This window comes from Campylobacter showae CC57C, from assembly GCF_000344295.2.
GTDB lineage: Bacteria > Campylobacterota > Campylobacteria > Campylobacterales > Campylobacteraceae > Campylobacter_A > Campylobacter_A showae_B.
In genome coordinates this window covers 1-17,972 of the sequence record NZ_AOTD01000055.1, presented here as the reverse complement: position 1 = coordinate 17,972, position 17,972 = coordinate 1, and the positions used below count along the sequence as shown (strand labels likewise).

Sequence of the window (17,972 nt, the reverse complement as noted above, 5' to 3'; positions counted from 1 at the left end):
GTTTTTAATAGAGCTAGATAGTTTGAATATCAGTCTCAATTATGCATCTGCATCTATTGAGCTTAGAGAAAAAACAATGAATGGAAGTGTTGTTTCTGGGACTCCGCTTGGTATTTTGGTCGCATCTTTATCTGGCTTTCATATATTACTTTTAATGTTTTCAATGTGGGAGCATGATAGGTTATCTATTGTACAGTTAAATTTGGCTAGATTTATTTTTGTCGTTGGGGATATTACTTTTTTGTTTGGCGGTGGTCGAAATTCAATTTTTGTCTCATTTATCATGATACTTTTGTGTTTTTATTTTATAAAATTTGCCAATGTTAGAAAAATTGCTATAAACAAAATAGGTATATTTGTGTGCGCCATTTTAATTATGATAGTATTTTTGTATATTTTTATTGCAAGAGATGAATATAATGGAATTAGCATGATTGATAGGATTAAATTAAACGAATATTTTTATAAGATAAAATTTAGTGACTTTTGGGTGAATTTAATATACTCGGAAAGTAAAATTATTAGTACTGTATCATATTTTATTTTATATCTTGTATTTTACCTGACGCACTCATTGTATATTCTGGATTTGGGATTAGTTTCTAATTTACCACAAAATGCTTACTATTTTGGGTCCATGGAATTTTATCCTATAGTAACGATATTAAATAAGCTCGGATTTAACATTATTACTATAGGTGATATTTTAGAAGAGTGGGAGCTAGCTGGAAACTACGCAACTCTATTGCTGCCATTGTATTATGATTTTGGACCAATCGGAGCTCTGGCAGTTGTGGCAATTTTGGTGTTGTTGTTTGTATACAATACCATCCTATTGCTAAGAAATAAGAATTTTATTAGTTGCGTTGCTTTGGCTATAATAAGTTCTGTGTTTATTTTTTCTCCAATATATTCTTTTTTTTCATTGGGGATATTTTTGCCAATATTTTTTTCGTTTGTTGTGCTATATGTATTTTTAAAATAAAATAATATATAAAAAGGGGTATAAAATTAAGTGTGTGGCATAATAGGATTTAATTTTAAAAGCGCTAATGAAAAAATTTTTAGCATAGCTAGTCATAGAGGACCAGATAATACCTCAAAAATAGAGATTGGTTCATTTACTCTTGCTCATAATCGTCTGAGTGTAGTGGATCATAATGAATTATCAAATCAGCCAATGGTTAGTGAGTGCGGAAGGTATGCTATAGTTTTTAACGGAGAAGTATATAATCACGATAACATAAGGGAAAAGTTAAAATATAAGTATGATTTTAAAACCAAATCAGATACGGAGGCTGTGCTTTATAGTTATATAGAGTACGGAGATAAATGCGTTGACGATTTTAGGGGAATGTTTTCTTTTGCTATTTATGATAAGGAGTTGGATAGGCTATTCTGCGCTAGAGATAGAATAGGCATCAAGCCTTTTGTGTATTATTGTAAAAATGGCAAATTTATATTTGCAAGCGAGATAAATGTAATACTAGAAGCCCTGGGGGAAAAGCCTGAAATAAACGATTCGGCTATACGACAATATTTAAAATATCTATATATATCATATCCTGATACTATTTTTACTGATATAATGAAACTGCCGCCAGCACATACTTTAGTGTATCAAAATGGTAAAATTGATATAAAAAGGTATTGGAATATTGAAGATTTTATTGGCATCAATAGTAATTTGAAAGAAGACGAGATATTGAGGCAACTAGATAATCTTTTTGATGAAAGCGTCAAAATGTCTATGATTGCCGATGTGGAGCTTGGTTCGTTTTTGAGCGGAGGCCTGGATAGCAGTTTGATACTTTACTATATGCAAAAACATTCTCGTAAAAAGATTAATACATATACATTAGGCTTTAAGGATGCTAAGAAATATGACGAAACTAGTGATGCAAAGATTATGGCTGATCTATATAATACAAACCATAGTGAAATAATTGTAGAGCCAAACATAGTAGAATTATTGCCAAAAATGGTCAGGCATTTTGGTGAGCCCTTTGCTAGCCCAACAGGCCTTTTGATTTATGAACTGACAAAAGAGGTAAAAAAAACGGCTACTGTGGCCCTTGCGGGAGATGGCGGAGATGAGGTGTTTGGGGGGGTATCCAAAATATAAGGCTATTATGATTGCAGAAAAGCTAGAGTTTATACCAAAGATCATTTGGAAATTTTTAAATAAGATTGTTGGTTGTATTCCAGAGCCTGCGGACGGTAATCATTTGCCAAGAAGGATAAAGGCATTTTTTGGATCTTTAGAAAAAGACTATGCGGATATGTACGATAGTTGGTCTGGATATATTAGTGATGAAGACTTGCAGGAGCTTTTTATTGACCAAAAAAACTATAAAAAAATTGTCTCAGAGCTATGGTTGGCCCAGGGGCGAGGAGATGGTATAATAAAAAGTTCAATTGTGGACTTAAGAACATATCTACCTAACGACATGCTTTATTATGGCGACATTATGAGTATGGCAAACGCTTTTGAGGTTAGATTTCCACTAATAGATCATAAAATTATAGAATTTATGACAAGCATTAAGTCTGAATATAGAATTAAAAATGGAGAAACAAAATATTTAATCAAGAAATTGTTAAAAAATAAAATTCCAGATAGAATATTAAACAAAAAGAAGCTCGGATTAAATCCGCCAATGGGAATTTGGCTGAAAAATGATTTAAAGGGCCTGATAGGCGAGTATTTGTCTAGAGAATCCGTGGAAAAAAGAGGACTCTTCCATTATAAAAATGTTAAGAAAATTATTGATGATTTTCAAAGCAATAAAAAAGACACATCTTTAAATATTTGGTCATTGATTGTTTTAGAAGAGTGGTTTAGGCAATATATAGATAAAAAGGAAAATAAGTCCATGAATAAAAATTACCAAATTTGCACAAACTGTGTAATGGATACAACCGACAGTAAAATTGAATTTGATGAAAATGGAGTATGCGATCACTGTAGGACTTTTTATAGAGATATAAAACCAAATTGGCATACTGACGAAACAGGTTTTCGAGAAATTTCTAGAATAGCAAAAGACATAAAAGATAAGGCAAGTGGTAAAAAATATGACTGCTTGATAGGTATGAGCGGTGGAATAGATAGCTCTTATCTGCTGTATCTAGCTAAAGAAAAATTGGGCTTAAATCCGCTAGTGTTTCACATAGATGGCGGCTGGAATACGGAAGAATCAACCCATAATGTCAAAGTTATAGTTGAAAAGTTGGGGCTTGAACTTCATACGGAAACGATTGATTGGGACGAGATGAGGGATGTGCAACTTGCATTTTTTAAATCAGGCGTGCCTCATATCGACACCCCGCAAGATCATGCCTTTTTTGCCACTATGTATAAATTTGCCCTAAAATACGATATAAAATATATTTTAACGGGCGGAAATTATTCGACCGAGTGCATTAGAAATCCCATAGAGTGGATGTATTATCAATCGGACTCCATCCAGCTAAAAGATATACACAGTAAATTTGGTACAAGGCCGCTTAAAAACTATCCGACGACCAATATACTTTGGCATAAAATTTATCTGCCTTATGTGAAGAAAATAAAACTTATTAGGCCGCTTGATTATTTTCCTTATAATAAAAAAGAGGCTACTAAATTTTTGGTAGATTATTTTGGCTATAAAGAGTATCCGCAAAAACATTTTGAGTCCGTTTTTACTAGATTTTATGAGGGGTATTGGCTTCCAAAAAAATTTGGATACGATACCAGAAAAGTACAGTTTTCGAGTTTAATTTTAACCGGTCAAATGAGTAGAGACGAAGCCCTTGAAAAACTAAAAGATACTGTTTATGACGATGAAATGGCAAAGAAAGATATGCAGTTAATAGCCGACAAACTTGAAATAACCACCGATGAACTTTTAGGATACTTTAACGCTCCGAATAAGAGCTATAAAGACTATAAAAATCAAATGGCTGTTTATGATATCGGTGCTAGGGTTTTAAGATTTTTCGGCATAGAAAAGGGTGGTAAAAGATAATGAAGCAACTAATACAATCATTTAAAACAGGCGAGCTTGGGCTTTTTGATGTACCGGCTCCAATATGTGACAAAAACGGCGCTCTAGTTAAAACAAATGTAAGTCTTGTAAGTGCTGGAACTGAAAAGATGCTGGTTGATTTTGCTAAAAAATCAATGTTGGCAAAAGCAAAAGATAGACCGGATTTGGTAAAGCAGGTATTGGATAAGATGAAAAAGGAGGGGGTAAAAAATACTCTCGAAAAAGTTTTTACAAAGCTTGATACGCCGATACCGCTTGGGTATAGTTTGGCTGGCGAGGTGGTGCAAGTCGGAGAAAATTTAAGCGGACTAAATGTGGGCGACAGGGTGGCTTGCGGCGGTGCAGGATATGCAAATCATGCTGAAATAAACTACGTGCCTAAAAATCTGATGGTAAAAATACCGGATAAAGTAGACGATATAGACGCTTCCTTTGTAACCGTTGGCGCGATAGCTTTGCAAGGCATTAGGCAAACAGCTCCGCTAATAGGAGAAAAAGTGGCAGTTATAGGGCTTGGTCTCATAGGGCAGCTTACGGTTCAGCTGCTAAAGGCAAACGGCTGCAAGGTTATAGGCAGCGATATAGACCAAGATAAGTTAAATTTGGCTAAAAAAATAGGGTGCGATGAGGTTTGTCATGCTTCTGATTTGATAGCCAAGACTGGCGAATTTACAAATGGTTATGGCGCCGATGCGGTTATCATAACGGCTTCCACATCCTCAAACCAGCCTATTATTGATGCGGCCGAGATAAGCCGCATGAGGGGCAGGGTGGTTCTGGTTGGTTTGGTCGGAATGGATGTTCCTAGAAATAGTTATTATAAAAAAGAACTCGATATAAAGCTATCCATGGCATATGGGCCAGGCAGGTACGATCCTGATTATGAAGAAAAGGGGCTTGATTATCCTTATGATTTGGTTAGATTTACGGAGCAAAGAAATTTTGAGGCATTTTTGGGGCTCATTGAAGACAGTAAAATAACCCCAAAAGAGCTTATCACACACTCTTATGACTTTGACGATGCCATGACTGCTTATGATTTACTAGAGGGTAGAATAAAGGAAAAATATCTCGGCATTATCTTAAACTATAAAAATGAGATAAATTTAGATGACCATAAGGTGGTTAAAAGAAGCAATAAAGTAGTATCTCAAGACAAGCTAAATATAGGGCTTATCGGTGCTGGAAATTTTACCAAGTCTGTTATTTTGCCTAATTTAAAAAAGATTAGCGGCGTAGAGCTTGTAGGGCTTTGCACTGCTACCGGAGTGAGCGCTGAGGGCACGGGCAAGAAGTATGATTTTAAATATATAACGACCAATAGCGATGAAATTTTTAAAAATAATGAGATAAATAGCGTATTTATAACCACTAGACATAATGAGCATTTTTTTAAAGTTATGCAGGCAATTGATGCAAAAAAACACTGCTTTGTAGAAAAGCCGCTTTGCATACGCGAAAGCGAGCTTGAAAAAATAAAGGACGCCTACGGTGGCGAGAGCATTTTACAAGTCGGTTTTAATAGGCGCTTTGCTCCAATGATAATAAAAATGAAAGAGCAGATAAAAGGGCAAGTGGCGATAAACTATAGAATAAATGCAGGCGTGATACCAAGGGGAATTTGGATACAAGATACCGATATAGGCGGCGGTAGAATAATAGGCGAAGTTTGTCATTTTATAGATACTTGTAGCTTTTTGACGGGCAGCGTAGTACAAAGCGTTCACGCAACTAGTTTAAGTAAAAATGATCACTCTATACCAGATGAAGATAACGTAAGCATAACTTTAAAATACCAAAATGGAAGCATTGCTACGATAAGCTACTACGCATATGGCGATAGCGCTATGCCAAAAGAGCATATAGAGCTATTTGGCAACGGCTTTAGTATGCAGCTTAATGATTTTAGAGAGCTTAAAGTATATAGACAAGGCAAAACTACTACTGAAAAAAGTTCAAATCAAGACAAGGGTTTTGTCGGGGAATTTGTTGCATTTAAAGAATCGGTAAAAAACGGCCAAAATGCCATAGAATTTGAAAGTATTTATAATACAACAAAAACGACCTTTAAGATATTAGAATCCTTGAGGACAAACGGTTTGGTCGTCGTAGATGGATAAAATTTTTAGGCTTTTAAATACAGTAAAATATCTAAAATTTATTCAGGTATATTATAGATTATTTTATTTTTTAAGAGCTAAATTTAGAAATTTTACCGGCTTTAAATACCAGCTTACAAGGCTGTCAAAAGCTGTAAAAGTTAATTTACAAGAGGGCATTAAAAATACCAATTCTACCAATGGCTCTAAATTTTGTTTTTTAAATTTAGAGCATGATTTTAAGGATAAAATTGACTGGAATTTTAGTAGCTATGGCAAGCTTTGGACTTATAATCTGAACTATTTTGAATTTTTAAATCAAAAAGACGATGTGAGTTTGATATATGATTTTATAGAAAAACTACCCTTTGCAAAGGACGGTTTGGAGCCATTTCCTATAAGTTTGCGAGCCATAAACTGGATAAAATTTCTAACAAAACATGACATAAACGATAGCATTATAAATGACAGCCTCTATGCTCAGTACTACATTTTGCTTGATAACTTGGAATATCACCTGCTTGGGAATCACTTACTGGAAAATGGTTTTAGTCTTATTTATGGAGGGTATTATTTTAACGACGATAACTTAAAGAGTACGGGGAAAAAGATACTTTATGACGAACTGAACGAGCAAATTTTATCAGACGGCGCTCATTTCGAGTTAAGCCCTATGTATCATCAGCTTATGCTTTTTAGGCTTCTTGATGTTATAAATTTGATACAAAATGACGGCGAAGATTTTGTTTTTTTAAATTTTTTAAAGGAAAAAGCTATTTTGATGTTGGGCTACTTAAAGGTTATCACTTATAAAAACGGCGATATACCAATGCTAAACGATAGTGCAAGCGGAATCGCTCCGACCTCAAGCGATCTTTTCTTGTATGCTAAAAATTTAGGTATTGATAAATTTGAGGCGTCTAGCTTTGCTAGCGGATATAAAAAAGTAAGCAAGGGTAGATATGAGTGCGTTTTGGATGTTGCAGACGTAAAAGCTAGCTATATAGCAGGGCATACGCATGCGGATACGTTTTCTTTTGAAATTTATATTGACGGCAAGCCTTTTATCGTGGATTGTAGCATTAGTACCTACGAAAACAACCAAAGAAGGGCGTATGAAAAAAGTACGCGCGCTCATAATACCATAGAGATAAATTCTTGTAGTAGTAGCGATACATGGGGTTCTTTTAGGCTTGCAAATAGAGCTAAAATAGTAAACATGAAGACAGGCGACAATTTTGTTAGCGCAATGCATGATGGATATAAAAAATTTGGAATTTTACATACCAGAAGCTGGAAATTTGACGAAAACTGTATAGTCATCAATGACAGCCTAAGCAATGATGCGCAGGCTGTTTCAAGGTTGCATTTTCACCCAAATGCCACAAAAGACGAGATATTCAAATGTATAAACCTAGAAGATAAAAATTTTCAGATAAAAGAATATATGTATGCGCTGGGATATAATAAGCTTCAAAGTGCATTTGTTTTAGAGATTTATTTTGCAAAAGAATTAGAACTAAAGATAGCTATATGAAAATTTTATTTATAACCGATAACTTCCCTCCCGAGGTCAATGCTCCGGCAACTAGGACGTACGAACATATAAAAGAATGGATAAAGGATGAGAGCGTAGAGGTGACCGTGCTTACGTGCTTTCCGAATTTTCCGCATGGTAGGGTTTATGTGGGCTATAAAAATAAGCTGTATCAAAGAGAAAATTTTGACGGCATAGACGTCATCAGGGTGTGGAGCTATATGAGTAAAAACGAGGGCTTCGTAAAGAGGGTGCTTGATTATACTAGCTTTGCTTTTATGGCTTTTATTGTCGGATTTTTTCAGAAATTTGACGTAATAGTCGCTACGTCTCCGCAGTTTTTTACTACTTGGGCTGGATATGGCTTGTCAAAAATCAAAAGAAGACCCTGGGTTTTTGAGCTTAGGGATCTTTGGCCAGAGTCGATCAAGACTGTGGGAGCTATGAAACAGGGCAAAATAATAGAAATTTTAGAAAAAATCGAACTTGGTCTATATAAAAGCTCAAATTTGGTGATCGCCGTTACTGAAGCCTTTAGGCAAAATTTGATAGCAAGGGGAATAGACGGCAATAAAATAAAAGTTATAACCAACGGTTCAAATTTGGATCTTTTTATTCCCAGAGACAAGGATGGGGAGCTTTTAAAACAACTTGGGTTAAAAGATAAATTTATCGTAGGCTATATAGGCACTCACGGCATGGCACATAGTTTGGATTTTATCATATCGGCTATCTCAAAAATAAAAGATGAGAAATTTCACTTTTTATTTGTGGGAGATGGGGCGGTAAAAGAAAAAATAGTTAATCTCGCCGCCGATCTTGGCTTAAAAAACGTAACATTTTTGGGCTCGGTGCTAAAAGATGAAGTGCCGAGATTTTTATCGATTTGCGATGTAATGCTTGCCCCGTTAAAAAAAGACGATAATTTTAAAACCGTAATTCCATCTAAAATTTTTGAAGCAAGCGCTATGCAAAGACCTGTGTTGCTAGGCGTAGAGGGGCAGGCTAAAGAGATTTTAGAGGCATATGGCACAGGGGTGTGCTTTGAACCTGAAAATGAAAAAGATTTTGTAGAAAAGTTAAATATTTTAACAAATGCTAATTTTTATAATGAATACAAGGCCGGTTGTTTAAGGCTTGCAAACGACTACGACAGGAAAAAGCTAGCTAAATCCATGCTTGAGATTTTAAAAACTTTGTCTTAAAAGCTAAAGCCCTTTTTTGCCGACCACTACTAAAATCGTTTTTGTTATGGTTTTTAGCTCAAGCCATAATGACCAATGCTTTATGTAATAAAGATCGTACATCAGCTTTTGCTTGGTGTCGTAAATGTTTGATCCGTATGGGTAATTCACCTGCGCCCAGCCGGTTATCCCAGGCCTAACCAAATGTCGTTCATTGTAGTACGGGATCTCTTTCTCGTAGGTTTTGACGAGTATATCCCATTCCGCCCTCGGTCCGATTAGGTGCATATCTCCTCTTAGGATATTTTTATATTGCGGTATTTCATCTATTCTTGTTTTTCGCATAAATCTACCAAATTTAAAAACCCTATCATCGTCTTTGCTCGTATAAGGATTGTGGTATGAATTTTCATGCATTGTGCGGAATTTATAGCATTTAAAAGTTTTAGCATTTAGTCCGACTCTATTTTGTATGAAGTATAATGAGCCGGGAGACTCTATGGATAATTTATGCTTTATAAAAAATTTAGCAAAAAAATGTACTAAAAATAAAATACTTATGCCGGTATAGTCTATTGTTTTCTTTAAGCAAAACTCAAATTTGTTATAGGGTCTTATGTCGGCTAAAAATTTTAGATCGGAGTTGTCGTCCGGTATGTAGCATTTGTGTAGAAATTTTTCTAAAAATTTTTCTATGGTTATTATTTGGATTTTTCTCTTTTGTAGGCGAAATTGAAGCAGGGTGAGGTATTTTATCATTTTGGGGTCTACATAGGCTTTTGTGTTTATTACCAAATATCTATAAAAACTTTGCTTTAGTAGACTTTCTATATCTTTTCTTACTTCTCTAGAGTCTTTACCCTTATATTTTATAAAGTCTATTCTTTTAAATTTTTTATTAATTCTAATCAGTTCGAGGTCATCAAAATGATATTTCCCCCCCAAAATTATTAAAGACAAAACCATTCCTCTTAAAGTAATAAAAACTTAAATGATATTTTAGTATAATGCGTCTTAAATATAGAATAATTCGTAAGGATAGAAATGCAATCTGAAAATTTGAATGATGAAGTGGATTTGTTTGAGTTGGCTAAAAAGACGTGGAGCTATAAAAAATTTATTTTTTTAGTTACGGGTGTTGCTTCATTGGTGGCTGGATTGTATGCTTTTGCATCTACGCCTTTGTATAAAGTTGCTGCACTGATTGAAACCGGATACTATAAAAATGACAAAGGTGAAGAAGTTTTGGTGGCTAATACCTCAGAAGTCGTACAAAAATTAACCATAAAATATATTGATTTATTAAAAGACGTTGAGGGGCTTGAATATAGAATACAAAAAATATCCGAAGAGAAAAGCAATAAAAAATTTCTAAATATAGAAGTTGTCGCTGTATCAAACGATATTGCTAGAGATTGGTTAAATAAAATAGTTGGCGATCTAGCCAGCGAGCATCATGCAATTATTAATGTGTATTTGGAGACAAAGAGGATTCAGCTTGCAAATATTGATCGTCAAATAAATTTTCTAAAAAATAATACAATAGTCGCAAAAGAACAGCAGATAGAGTATTTAAAGTCTATACAAATTCCGCGTATAGATAGGCAAATAACCTATATGCGCGAGGTTGTCATTCCTGAAGCAAAACGAAATATATCTGTGATAGATAGCATAAATATACCGTCTGTAGAAACAAATATCGCACTAAACAAACAAAGGTTAAAGGCGTATGAGGCTAAACTTGAAGAACTTCAAGCAAATAAAAATATAAAGATGGGCGAAAATTTGATACTTAAACAAATGCTAGAGCAGGGACTTTATGGCCAAATTTCAAATTTGGAACAAGGCATAATATCTCTTGAGCAACAAAGAGAAGTATTGTTGACGCAAACCAGACCTAGTGCGCAAGATAGATTGGATAGGCTCACTAGCGTAGAACTAGAGAACATGCAGGCGGAAAAGGATACTATAGTAAACGATAGGTTGCCGACACTACAAAGAGAGCTGGCAAATTTGCAAACAGGGGAGTTGAATAAACTCTTGGATCAAAGAAGTATTGTGGAGCTTTCACTTAATCCTTATAATTACCAAAATACCCAAATAGTTTCCGATATAGTCGTATCAAAAAACCCGGTTAAGCCAAAAAAGGCAATTATTATAGCGATCGCATTTTTATCAAGCTTGATGCTTTCAATTTTTGGAGTTCTTGTTTATGATTCTATAAAAAATAGGATAAATAAAGAAAAATAAATTTAAAATAGAGGGCAGAGCCGCCCTCTAGAAATTACAGCTTCCCGCCTTCGACGACTAGAGATTCCGGATTTACGCTATCGCCGTATATAGGTTTTAGAGTAGCGTCGTAGTTCTTGTGGAAGAAATTTTCTTTGCCTAGTTCTACGATCTCGTTATTTAGCCACTCAAGCAGCGCTTTGTTGCCCTTTTTAACCGCAGGTGCGATGACGTCGACCTCGCCTAAGGCCTCGATACCGACGGTAAAGCCCGGATTTTCTTTAGCCCACGCAAAAAGCAGCGCGTTATCGTGCGCTAGCGCTACGCCTCTTTTATCGACCAAAGCGGCGAAAGTTTCGGTGTTTTGGTCGTATTTTATAAGCTCAATGTCAGGGTGATTTTTCGTGAAATACGCATCCGCGGTCGTGCCTTTATTGACGATTAGCTTTTTACCTTTTAGCTCGTCCACGCTTTTTATGACCGCGCCGTCCGGGCTAACTACGCCTAGCGACACTTTCATATACGGAAGTGCGAAATCAACGACTCTAGCGCGCTCAGGGGTTTTGGTGAAATTTGCCAAGGTGATGTCGACTTTGTCGGCTACTAGAACTTCTACGCGGCCTGCTGCTTCTACGAGCTCAAATTTAACCTTGCTCTCGTCACCCAGCAAATCCTTTGCGATGCGTTTTGCAAAATAGACGTCATAGCCTTGGTTTTTGCCCTCTTTATCGACGTAGCCAAACGGCGGTTTATCGCTAAAGACGCCCACGCGCACGTATCCGCGCTCTTTGATTTTAGCCAAAGCGTCCGCTTCGGCAGCCTGCAAATTAGCCTGACCCGTTAGAAAGACGGCGGCGAATGTTGCCAAAAATGAAAACAGAAGTTTTCTCATTCTTTCTCCTTTAAAATAAAGTGCGCAAAATATACAAAAGCTTGGCTAAAATGCGACTAAATTTGTACTTTTTTGGATGGCTGGCGCAGAGAATAATCAAATTTTGTTTAAAAACGTAACGCCAAATTTAAAATGGAGTGTAAAATTTACTCAATATAAATTTGCAAATTTAATTTTAAATTTAAGAAATGGCTAGCGGATTAAATTTGAGCGGGTTATTTTGAGTAAATTTGAGTTGCTTAAATGATAAAGGCGCAAGGTTTAAAAGCTAAATTTGGCGAAAAGCTTTCAAATTTAGCCTAAAAACGTCAAATTTAAAATCTCTTAAAACGAAAACAAATTTAAAAATTTCTTTGCGCGTTCGCTTTTTGGATGCGTAAAAAATGCCTCGGGCTCGCTCTCCTCGACGATTTTGCCCTCATCCATAAAGACGATACGATTTGCCACCGAGCGAGCAAAGCCCATCTCGTGAGTAACGATCAGCATCGTCATGCCCTCTTTTGCGAGGTTTATGACGACGTCTAGCACCTCGCGCACGATCTCGGGGTCTAGCGAGGCCGTTATCTCGTCAAATAGCATGATCTCAGGCCTCATACAAAGCGCGCGCACGATAGCGATACGCTGCTTTTGTCCGCCGCTAAGCTCCTTTGGGTAGGCGTATTTTTTGTGTTTTAGGCCGACTTTTTCCAGCCACGCCTCGGCCTCTTTTTCGACCTCTTCTCGGCTTCTTTTTTGCGCTTTTACGGGGCCTAGCACGATATTTTCGATGACGTTCATATGATCAAACAGCTCGTAATTTTGAAAAACCATGCCTACTTTTTGGCGGATTTTTATCCAGTCTTTATAGTCTTTATCGATCTTTTCGCCGGCTATCTCTATCTGCCCGCCGTCAAAGGGCTCAAGGCCGTTTATGCAGCGTAGAGTCGTGCTTTTGCCGCAGCCTGAGGGTCCTAGGATCACGACTACTTCGCCGTTTTTGACGCTAAGGTCGATGCCTTTTAACACCTGCAAGTCGCCGTAAGATTTGCTTAAATTCGAGAGTTTTAAAATTTCGCTCATTTGATTCCTTATGCCCATCTGTTTTCAAGTATCTTGGATAGTTTTGAGATAGGATAGCAGACGAGAAAATATAATAAAAATATAAAGCCGTATATCCAAAACGGCACGGTCGGATTTGCCGTTAGGCTCGCGGTCTCGATCGTTTGCTGGCCTACTTTTAGCAGATCTGGTACGCCGATGAGGGCGACGATCGGGGTGGTTTTGATGATACGGCTTAGCAAATTTACGCCCGCGGGCACTAGGCGGCGCGTGGCTAACGGGATCACGACGTAAAGATAAATTTGAGCCTTGCTAAGCGCCAGAGCCGCCGCGCTTTCAAACTGATGCCGCGGTATCGAGACGATCGCGCCGCGCACGATATCCATCATCTCAAACACGCCCCACAGGCTAAAGACGATGAGCGAGGCGTTAAATTTGGAAATATCAAGCCCAAAAGCCTTGCTCGCGCCGTAGTAAAACAAAAATAGCCAGACGATTTGAGGCATTATGCGTACGATTTCGAGGCAAATTTTTAGCACAAAAAAGATAAATTTGTTTTTCGAGCTCATAGCCACGCCCAAAAACGTGCCTAAAACAAGAGAGACGGCGATCGAGATAGCCGAAATCTGCACGCTCATCCACAGCCCCTCAAAAATCAGTCGCTTTAAGACCAGCGGATCGAATAAAATACTAACTCCGTCCAACTCTCATCCTTTTTTCTAGCCAAAATAAGACCAAAGATATCGGCAAAATGATAATCAAATAGCTAACTACCAGCATAAAAAGCGCCTCGTCGGTCATGTAGTAAAGCCCGATGATGTCCTTGGTCGCATAAACTAGATCAGGTAGGGCGATGATGCTGATGACCGAGGTTTCTTTGATGAGAAAGATGACGTTAGCCGCGATCGAAGGGATCGAAACGCTAAAAGCCTGAGGCAAGATAACGTAGCGTAAAATTTGCCCCTGCGTGAGCGCGACGCTGAGCGCGGCCTCGATCTGCGTCTTTTTCACCGCCTCAAAGCCAAGCCTAAAACTCTCCGCCATGTAGCTACCGCCTAGAAACGCAAGCCCCGCGACCGCGCAGGTAAAGGCGCTCAAATTTAGCCCAAATTTGCTAAGTCCGTAGTAGAGGAAAAAAAGCTGGATAAGTAGCGGAGTGTTTCTGGAAACCTCGATGTAGCCGTTTACGATAGGCATCAGGATCTTGACCTTGTAAAATTTAACCAGCGTGCAAAATATGCCGATAACAAGCGAGAGCAAGATGCCGTAAAGCGAGAGCTTGACGGTGAAAATGCCCGCTTTTACGAACATCGGCGTAAATTCTTTTATAAACTCAAAATCCATAAATTTTTTAGCTTCTTTTTGATAATTTCGCGAGATTGTAGCGAAAGCAAACTAAATTTAAAACTAATTTTGTATGATTTATTTTAAAATTTAAGCTAGCAAAAGGTATCATAACCTCTAAATTTTGATAGAAATTATTTAAATAAAGGATGAATTTGAGAGCGTTTGCAGAGTGGGAAAAACAAGAGCTGATATTTTTATCGCTACCGCACGAAAACACCGACTGGAAGCCGTATCTGGGCGAAATTTTGGACGCTTACGAGAGGCTAGTTGCAGCTATCGCGCCGTTTCAAAAGGTTGTTTTGATCTGCCCTGAGGAGAGGATTTTTCCGGAGCGATTTGCTAAATTTGATAACGTAGAGTTCGTAAAAATCGACACTGATGACACGTGGATACGCGACTACGGCATGATAGACGTGCAGGACGGCGCGAAAATCGTCAGCTATGATTTTAAATTTAACGCTTGGGGCGGTAAATTTGAAAGCTCGAAGGATAATGCCGTAAATTTGGAGCTTACCAAGCGTTTTAAAAGCGATTTGCGCCGGATCGATCTCGTGCTTGAGGGCGGCAGTATCGATTTTAACGGGCGCGGCACGCTACTAACGACCGAGAAATGCCTACTAAACGACAATCGCAACGCCCATCTAAACAAAGAGCAGATCGAGGCGCGGCTTAGGGAGCTTTTTGGCCTTGAGCGCGTAGTGTGGCTTAAAAACGGCTTTATAAAAGGCGATGATACTGACAGCCACGTCGATACTCTAGCACGTTTCATCGCTCCTGATACCATCGCCTACGCTTCTTGCGACGATCCAAATGACGAGCATTTTAGCGAGCTAAATGCGATGAAAAAAGAGCTTGAAAGTACGGGCTTTAAGCTCGTGCCGTTACCGCTTCCGAAGGCTAAATTTTACGGCGGCAAGAGGCTTGGCTGCACTTATGCGAATTTTATCTTTATAAACGGCGCCGTTATCGTGCCGATGTATGGTGACGATAATGATAAAATCGTGCTCGAGCGACTGGCACGGGAGCTACCTGATCATAAGATAATCGGCGTGGATTCGCTCGTTTTCGTGCGTCAAAACGGCTCGCTGCACTGCTCGAGTCAAAACAAGTATAGCGTTGCGAGCGAAGCGAAGCATGTTTCTAGCGAACGAAGTGAAGCGAAAAACAAGTATAGCGTTTCGAGCGAAGCCGAAAGCGAAATCTAAATGCAATTAAATAATGCTGGCATAAAAAGGCAAAATGAAATTTTAGGTCGCAGAGCCGTGATAGTCGCGGGTACGACGGCATTTGCGCTAGCTGTGGTTAAATTTGCCGCGGGTTTGATCGGCGGTTCGGTGGCGGTGCTTAGTTCGGCGATCGATTCGATGCTTGACCTGCTAGTTTCCGCGCTAAATTTCTTCGCCATCCGCAAATACCAGGCCGCGCCTGATGCTAAATTTAACTTCGGCTACGCCAAGCTAGAAGCGCTCGCGGCGATGTTTGAGGGCGTTTTGATCGTGGGTGCTGGCGCGTTTATATTTTACGAGAGTGTGCGTAAGCTACAAACGGAGCAAGCGCCAGTAGATACGGCTTTTTCGCTCTATGCGATGGCGTTATCGGTCGCGGTTACGGGGCTGCTGGTCGCCTACCTCTCCCGCGTCGCTCGCCGCACGAGAAATTTGATCGTTAGAGCCGACGCGCTACACTATAAAAGCGACCTTTTTAGCAACCTAGCCGTTATCGCCTCGCTTATCTTGGTCGAATTTACGGGATTTGCCGCGATAGACGCCGTTTTTGGCATAGTGATTAGCGGCTACATCGCCGTTAGCGCGATAAATTTGATGAAAGAAAGCGTAGGCGTGCTGCTAGACCGAGCGCTAGATCCCGAGATAACGGCGCAAATCGAAGAGATAATCCGCTCGCGCCCTCAGATAGCAAGCTATCACGGCCTAGCTACCAGAAAGAGCGCAAACATCTGCTACGTCGCGGTTCATCTAGTCTTTAACCGCGAAATTTCGCTTTATGACGCGCACAAAATTTCAGACGAGATAGAATCCGCTATCAGGGCTAAATACGGCGAGTTTGAATGGCAGATCACGACGCACCTTGATCCGTGCGACGATCAAAACGGCTCGTGCGAATGCTAAATCAAAGGAAAAATATGAAAATTTTATTCGTTTGCCACGGAAATATCTGCCGCTCGACTATGGCGCAGTCGGTTATGCAAAATTTGGCTGAGAAGGCCGCTTTGGCGGGGCGTATTAGCATCGACTCGCGCGCCACGCACGAGGATGAGATAGGCGAGCCGCCGTACTACGAAACCGTGCGGGTTTTGAAGCAAAACGGCGTGCCAGTGACGCCTCACAAAGCAACCTTGATAACGCAAAAAGATTTTGATAGCAGCGATCTTATCTTGATAATGGACGATGAAAATTTAAGGACTCTAAAGCGAAAATTTGGCGCCGGCACCAAATTTGACGAAAAAGTAAAATTTCTGCTCGAATTTAGCGAAACCTCAAGCGGTAAAATAATCGCCGATCCATACTATACCCGCGATTTTGAGCGGTGCTACGAGGACGTTTCGCGCTCTTGTGTGGGCCTACTTGAGAGGCTAAAGCAAATTTTATGAGCCGGCTAGCGCGGCAAAATTTGCTCTCCTGATCAGCCGTTCAAGCCCTAATTTATCCTCGCTTTGATATAATTTTGAAATTTTAAATCATAAGGAAAAATATGAAAGTAGCGCTAATCCAACAAAAATTTCACGGCACCAAAGACGCAACCGTGCAAAGGACGCTCGAGCTCGTGCGCGAGGCTAGCAGCGGCGGAGCGGAGCTTGTCGTGCTTCAGGAGCTGCACCAGACGCAGTATTTTTGCCAGAGCGAGGAGACGAGGTTTTTTGATCTTGCCGAGGATTGGGAAAACGACGTCAAATTTTGGGGCGAAGTGGCGCAACAAAACGGCGTCGTACTCGTTACTTCGCTCTTTGAAAAGCGCGCGGACGGGCTGTATCACAACACCGCGTTCGTCTTTGAAAAAGACGGCAGCGTCGCGGGCAAATACCGTAAAATGCACATCCCGGACGACCCGGGCTTTTACGAGAAATTTTACTTCACTCCTGGCGATATCGGCTTTGAGCCCATCGATACGAGCGTGGGCAGGCTCGGACTTTTGGTATGCTGGGATCAGTGGTATCCCGAGGCTGCGCGCCTTATGGCTCTGCGCGGCGCGAAGCTGCTCATCTACCCGACCGCGATCGGCTGGTTTGAGGGCGACGAGGAGGCGGAGAAATCGCGCCAACTAGAGGCCTGGGTCGCCGTACAGCGCGGACATGCGGTGGCAAACGGCCTGCCCGTGATCGCCGTAAACCGCGTGGGTTTTGAGGGCGACGAGAGCGGCGTGATGGACGGGATCAAATTTTGGGGCAACAGCTTTGTTTTTGGCGCTCAGGGTGAGGAGCTTTTCCGCGCCGATAGCCAGAGCGAGCAGTGCCGCATCGTCGAGATCGATATGACCAGAAGCGAAGAAGTGCGCAGGATTTGGCCGTTTTTGAGAGACCGAAGGATAGATGCGTACGCAAATTTAACAAAAAGATTTATTGATTAAGGCTTGTCTTTTTCCTTTATACATCGTTGG

Annotated in this window: 16 protein-coding genes; 11 read left to right on the top strand and 5 right to left on the bottom strand. The window is 39.6% G+C overall.

Annotated features, from left to right (window positions below; genetic code table 11):
• The 6 genes from H740_RS02315 to H740_RS02290 form a co-directional block, all read left to right on the top strand.
• Window positions 1-985: O-antigen polymerase (locus H740_RS02315; protein WP_002950883.1), on the top strand; the 985-nt coding region annotated here is incomplete at its 5' end.
• Window positions 986-1,015: 30 nt separating this feature from the next.
• Window positions 1,016-2,125 carry an asparagine synthase (glutamine-hydrolyzing) gene (gene asnB / locus H740_RS02310; protein ID WP_002950881.1) on the top strand — a complete coding sequence of 370 codons (1,110 nt, stop codon included), beginning with the start codon at window positions 1,016-1,018 and terminating at the stop codon, window positions 2,123-2,125.
• 7 nt (window positions 2,126-2,132) lie between these two features.
• Entirely contained in the window at window positions 2,133-4,013 is a 1,881-nt protein-coding gene (locus H740_RS11455; protein WP_002950879.1) for an N-acetyl sugar amidotransferase, read from the top strand.
• The gene (locus tag H740_RS02300) at window positions 4,013-6,154 is read left to right on the top strand and encodes a bi-domain-containing oxidoreductase (RefSeq protein ID WP_002950877.1); all 2,142 of its coding nucleotides are present in this window, start codon (window positions 4,013-4,015) and stop codon (window positions 6,152-6,154) included. Before H740_RS11455 ends, H740_RS02300 begins: the two co-directional genes overlap by 1 nt.
• A gap of 316 nt (window positions 6,155-6,470) precedes the next feature.
• A complete protein-coding gene (locus H740_RS02295) occupies window positions 6,471-7,670 on the top strand; it encodes an alginate lyase family protein (RefSeq protein ID WP_197273048.1) in 1,200 nt (399 codons plus the stop codon).
• A complete protein-coding gene (locus H740_RS02290) occupies window positions 7,667-8,875 on the top strand; it encodes a glycosyltransferase family 4 protein (RefSeq protein ID WP_002950875.1) in 1,209 nt (402 codons plus the stop codon). Before H740_RS02295 ends, H740_RS02290 begins: the two co-directional genes overlap by 4 nt.
• Window positions 8,876-8,878: 3 nt before the next feature.
• On the opposite strand, the gene H740_RS02285 is transcribed toward H740_RS02290, so the two are convergent.
• Entirely contained in the window at window positions 8,879-9,613 is a 735-nt protein-coding gene (locus H740_RS02285) for a sugar transferase (RefSeq protein WP_231679296.1), read from the bottom strand.
• Window positions 9,614-9,898: 285 nt separating this feature from the next.
• Between H740_RS02285 and H740_RS02280 the strand changes: the two genes are divergently transcribed.
• Window positions 9,899-11,104: a Wzz/FepE/Etk N-terminal domain-containing protein gene (locus H740_RS02280; protein ID WP_002950873.1), complete on the top strand. Its 1,206-nt coding sequence runs from the start codon at window positions 9,899-9,901 to the stop codon at window positions 11,102-11,104.
• A 34-nt stretch (window positions 11,105-11,138) separates the two neighbouring features.
• On the opposite strand, the gene H740_RS02275 is transcribed toward H740_RS02280, so the two are convergent.
• From H740_RS02275 to H740_RS02260, 4 genes are all read right to left on the bottom strand, one after another.
• Entirely contained in the window at window positions 11,139-11,975 is an 837-nt protein-coding gene (locus tag H740_RS02275; protein WP_002950872.1) for a cysteine ABC transporter substrate-binding protein, read from the bottom strand.
• Window positions 11,976-12,299: 324 nt separating this feature from the next.
• A complete protein-coding gene (locus H740_RS02270) occupies window positions 12,300-13,034 on the bottom strand; it encodes an amino acid ABC transporter ATP-binding protein (RefSeq protein ID WP_002950871.1) in 735 nt (244 codons plus the stop codon).
• A gap of 8 nt (window positions 13,035-13,042) precedes the next feature.
• A complete protein-coding gene (locus H740_RS02265) occupies window positions 13,043-13,717 on the bottom strand; it encodes an amino acid ABC transporter permease (protein WP_002950870.1) in 675 nt (224 codons plus the stop codon).
• Window positions 13,704-14,357 (bottom strand): amino acid ABC transporter permease, encoded by a 654-nt coding sequence (locus tag H740_RS02260; protein WP_002946746.1) that lies wholly within the window; start codon window positions 14,355-14,357, stop codon window positions 13,704-13,706. Before H740_RS02260 ends, H740_RS02265 begins: the two co-directional genes overlap by 14 nt.
• Window positions 14,358-14,512: 155 nt before the next feature.
• Here H740_RS02260 and H740_RS02255 point away from each other — a divergent pair, with 155 nt between their 5' ends.
• From H740_RS02255 to H740_RS02240, 4 genes are all read left to right on the top strand, one after another.
• Window positions 14,513-15,565: an agmatine deiminase family protein gene (locus H740_RS02255; protein WP_002950868.1), complete on the top strand. Its 1,053-nt coding sequence runs from the start codon at window positions 14,513-14,515 to the stop codon at window positions 15,563-15,565.
• A complete protein-coding gene (locus H740_RS02250) occupies window positions 15,566-16,486 on the top strand; it encodes a cation diffusion facilitator family transporter (protein ID WP_002950866.1) in 921 nt (306 codons plus the stop codon).
• A 14-nt stretch (window positions 16,487-16,500) separates the two neighbouring features.
• Entirely contained in the window at window positions 16,501-16,968 is a 468-nt protein-coding gene (locus tag H740_RS02245; RefSeq protein WP_231679295.1) for a low molecular weight protein-tyrosine-phosphatase, read from the top strand.
• 101 nt (window positions 16,969-17,069) lie between these two features.
• On the top strand, window positions 17,070-17,942 hold the full coding sequence (locus tag H740_RS02240) for a carbon-nitrogen hydrolase (RefSeq protein WP_002950863.1): 873 nt from the start codon (window positions 17,070-17,072) through the stop codon (window positions 17,940-17,942).
• Window positions 17,943-17,972 lie beyond the last annotated feature (30 nt).

Bases quoted from the DNA above. Each gene is read 5' to 3' on its own strand.
- H740_RS11455 (WP_002950879.1), top strand. From the start codon at position 2,133: ATGATTGCAGAAAAGCTAGAGTTTATACCAAAGATCATTTGGAAATTT.
- H740_RS02300 (WP_002950877.1), top strand. From the start codon at position 4,013: ATGAAGCAACTAATACAATCATTTAAAACAGGCGAGCTTGGGCTTTTT.
- H740_RS02290 (WP_002950875.1), top strand. From the start codon at position 7,667: ATGAAAATTTTATTTATAACCGATAACTTCCCTCCCGAGGTCAATGCT.
- H740_RS02285 (WP_231679296.1), bottom strand. From the start codon at position 9,613: ATGATAAAATACCTCACCCTGCTTCAATTTCGCCTACAAAAGAGAAAA.
- H740_RS02280 (WP_002950873.1), top strand. From the start codon at position 9,899: ATGCAATCTGAAAATTTGAATGATGAAGTGGATTTGTTTGAGTTGGCT.
- H740_RS02275 (WP_002950872.1), bottom strand. From the start codon at position 11,975: ATGAGAAAACTTCTGTTTTCATTTTTGGCAACATTCGCCGCCGTCTTT.
- H740_RS02270 (WP_002950871.1), bottom strand. From the start codon at position 13,034: ATGAGCGAAATTTTAAAACTCTCGAATTTAAGCAAATCTTACGGCGAC.
- H740_RS02260 (WP_002946746.1), bottom strand. From the start codon at position 14,357: ATGGATTTTGAGTTTATAAAAGAATTTACGCCGATGTTCGTAAAAGCG.
- H740_RS02250 (WP_002950866.1), top strand. From the start codon at position 15,566: ATGCAATTAAATAATGCTGGCATAAAAAGGCAAAATGAAATTTTAGGT.
- H740_RS02245 (WP_231679295.1), top strand. From the start codon at position 16,501: ATGAAAATTTTATTCGTTTGCCACGGAAATATCTGCCGCTCGACTATG.
- H740_RS02240 (WP_002950863.1), top strand. From the start codon at position 17,070: ATGAAAGTAGCGCTAATCCAACAAAAATTTCACGGCACCAAAGACGCA.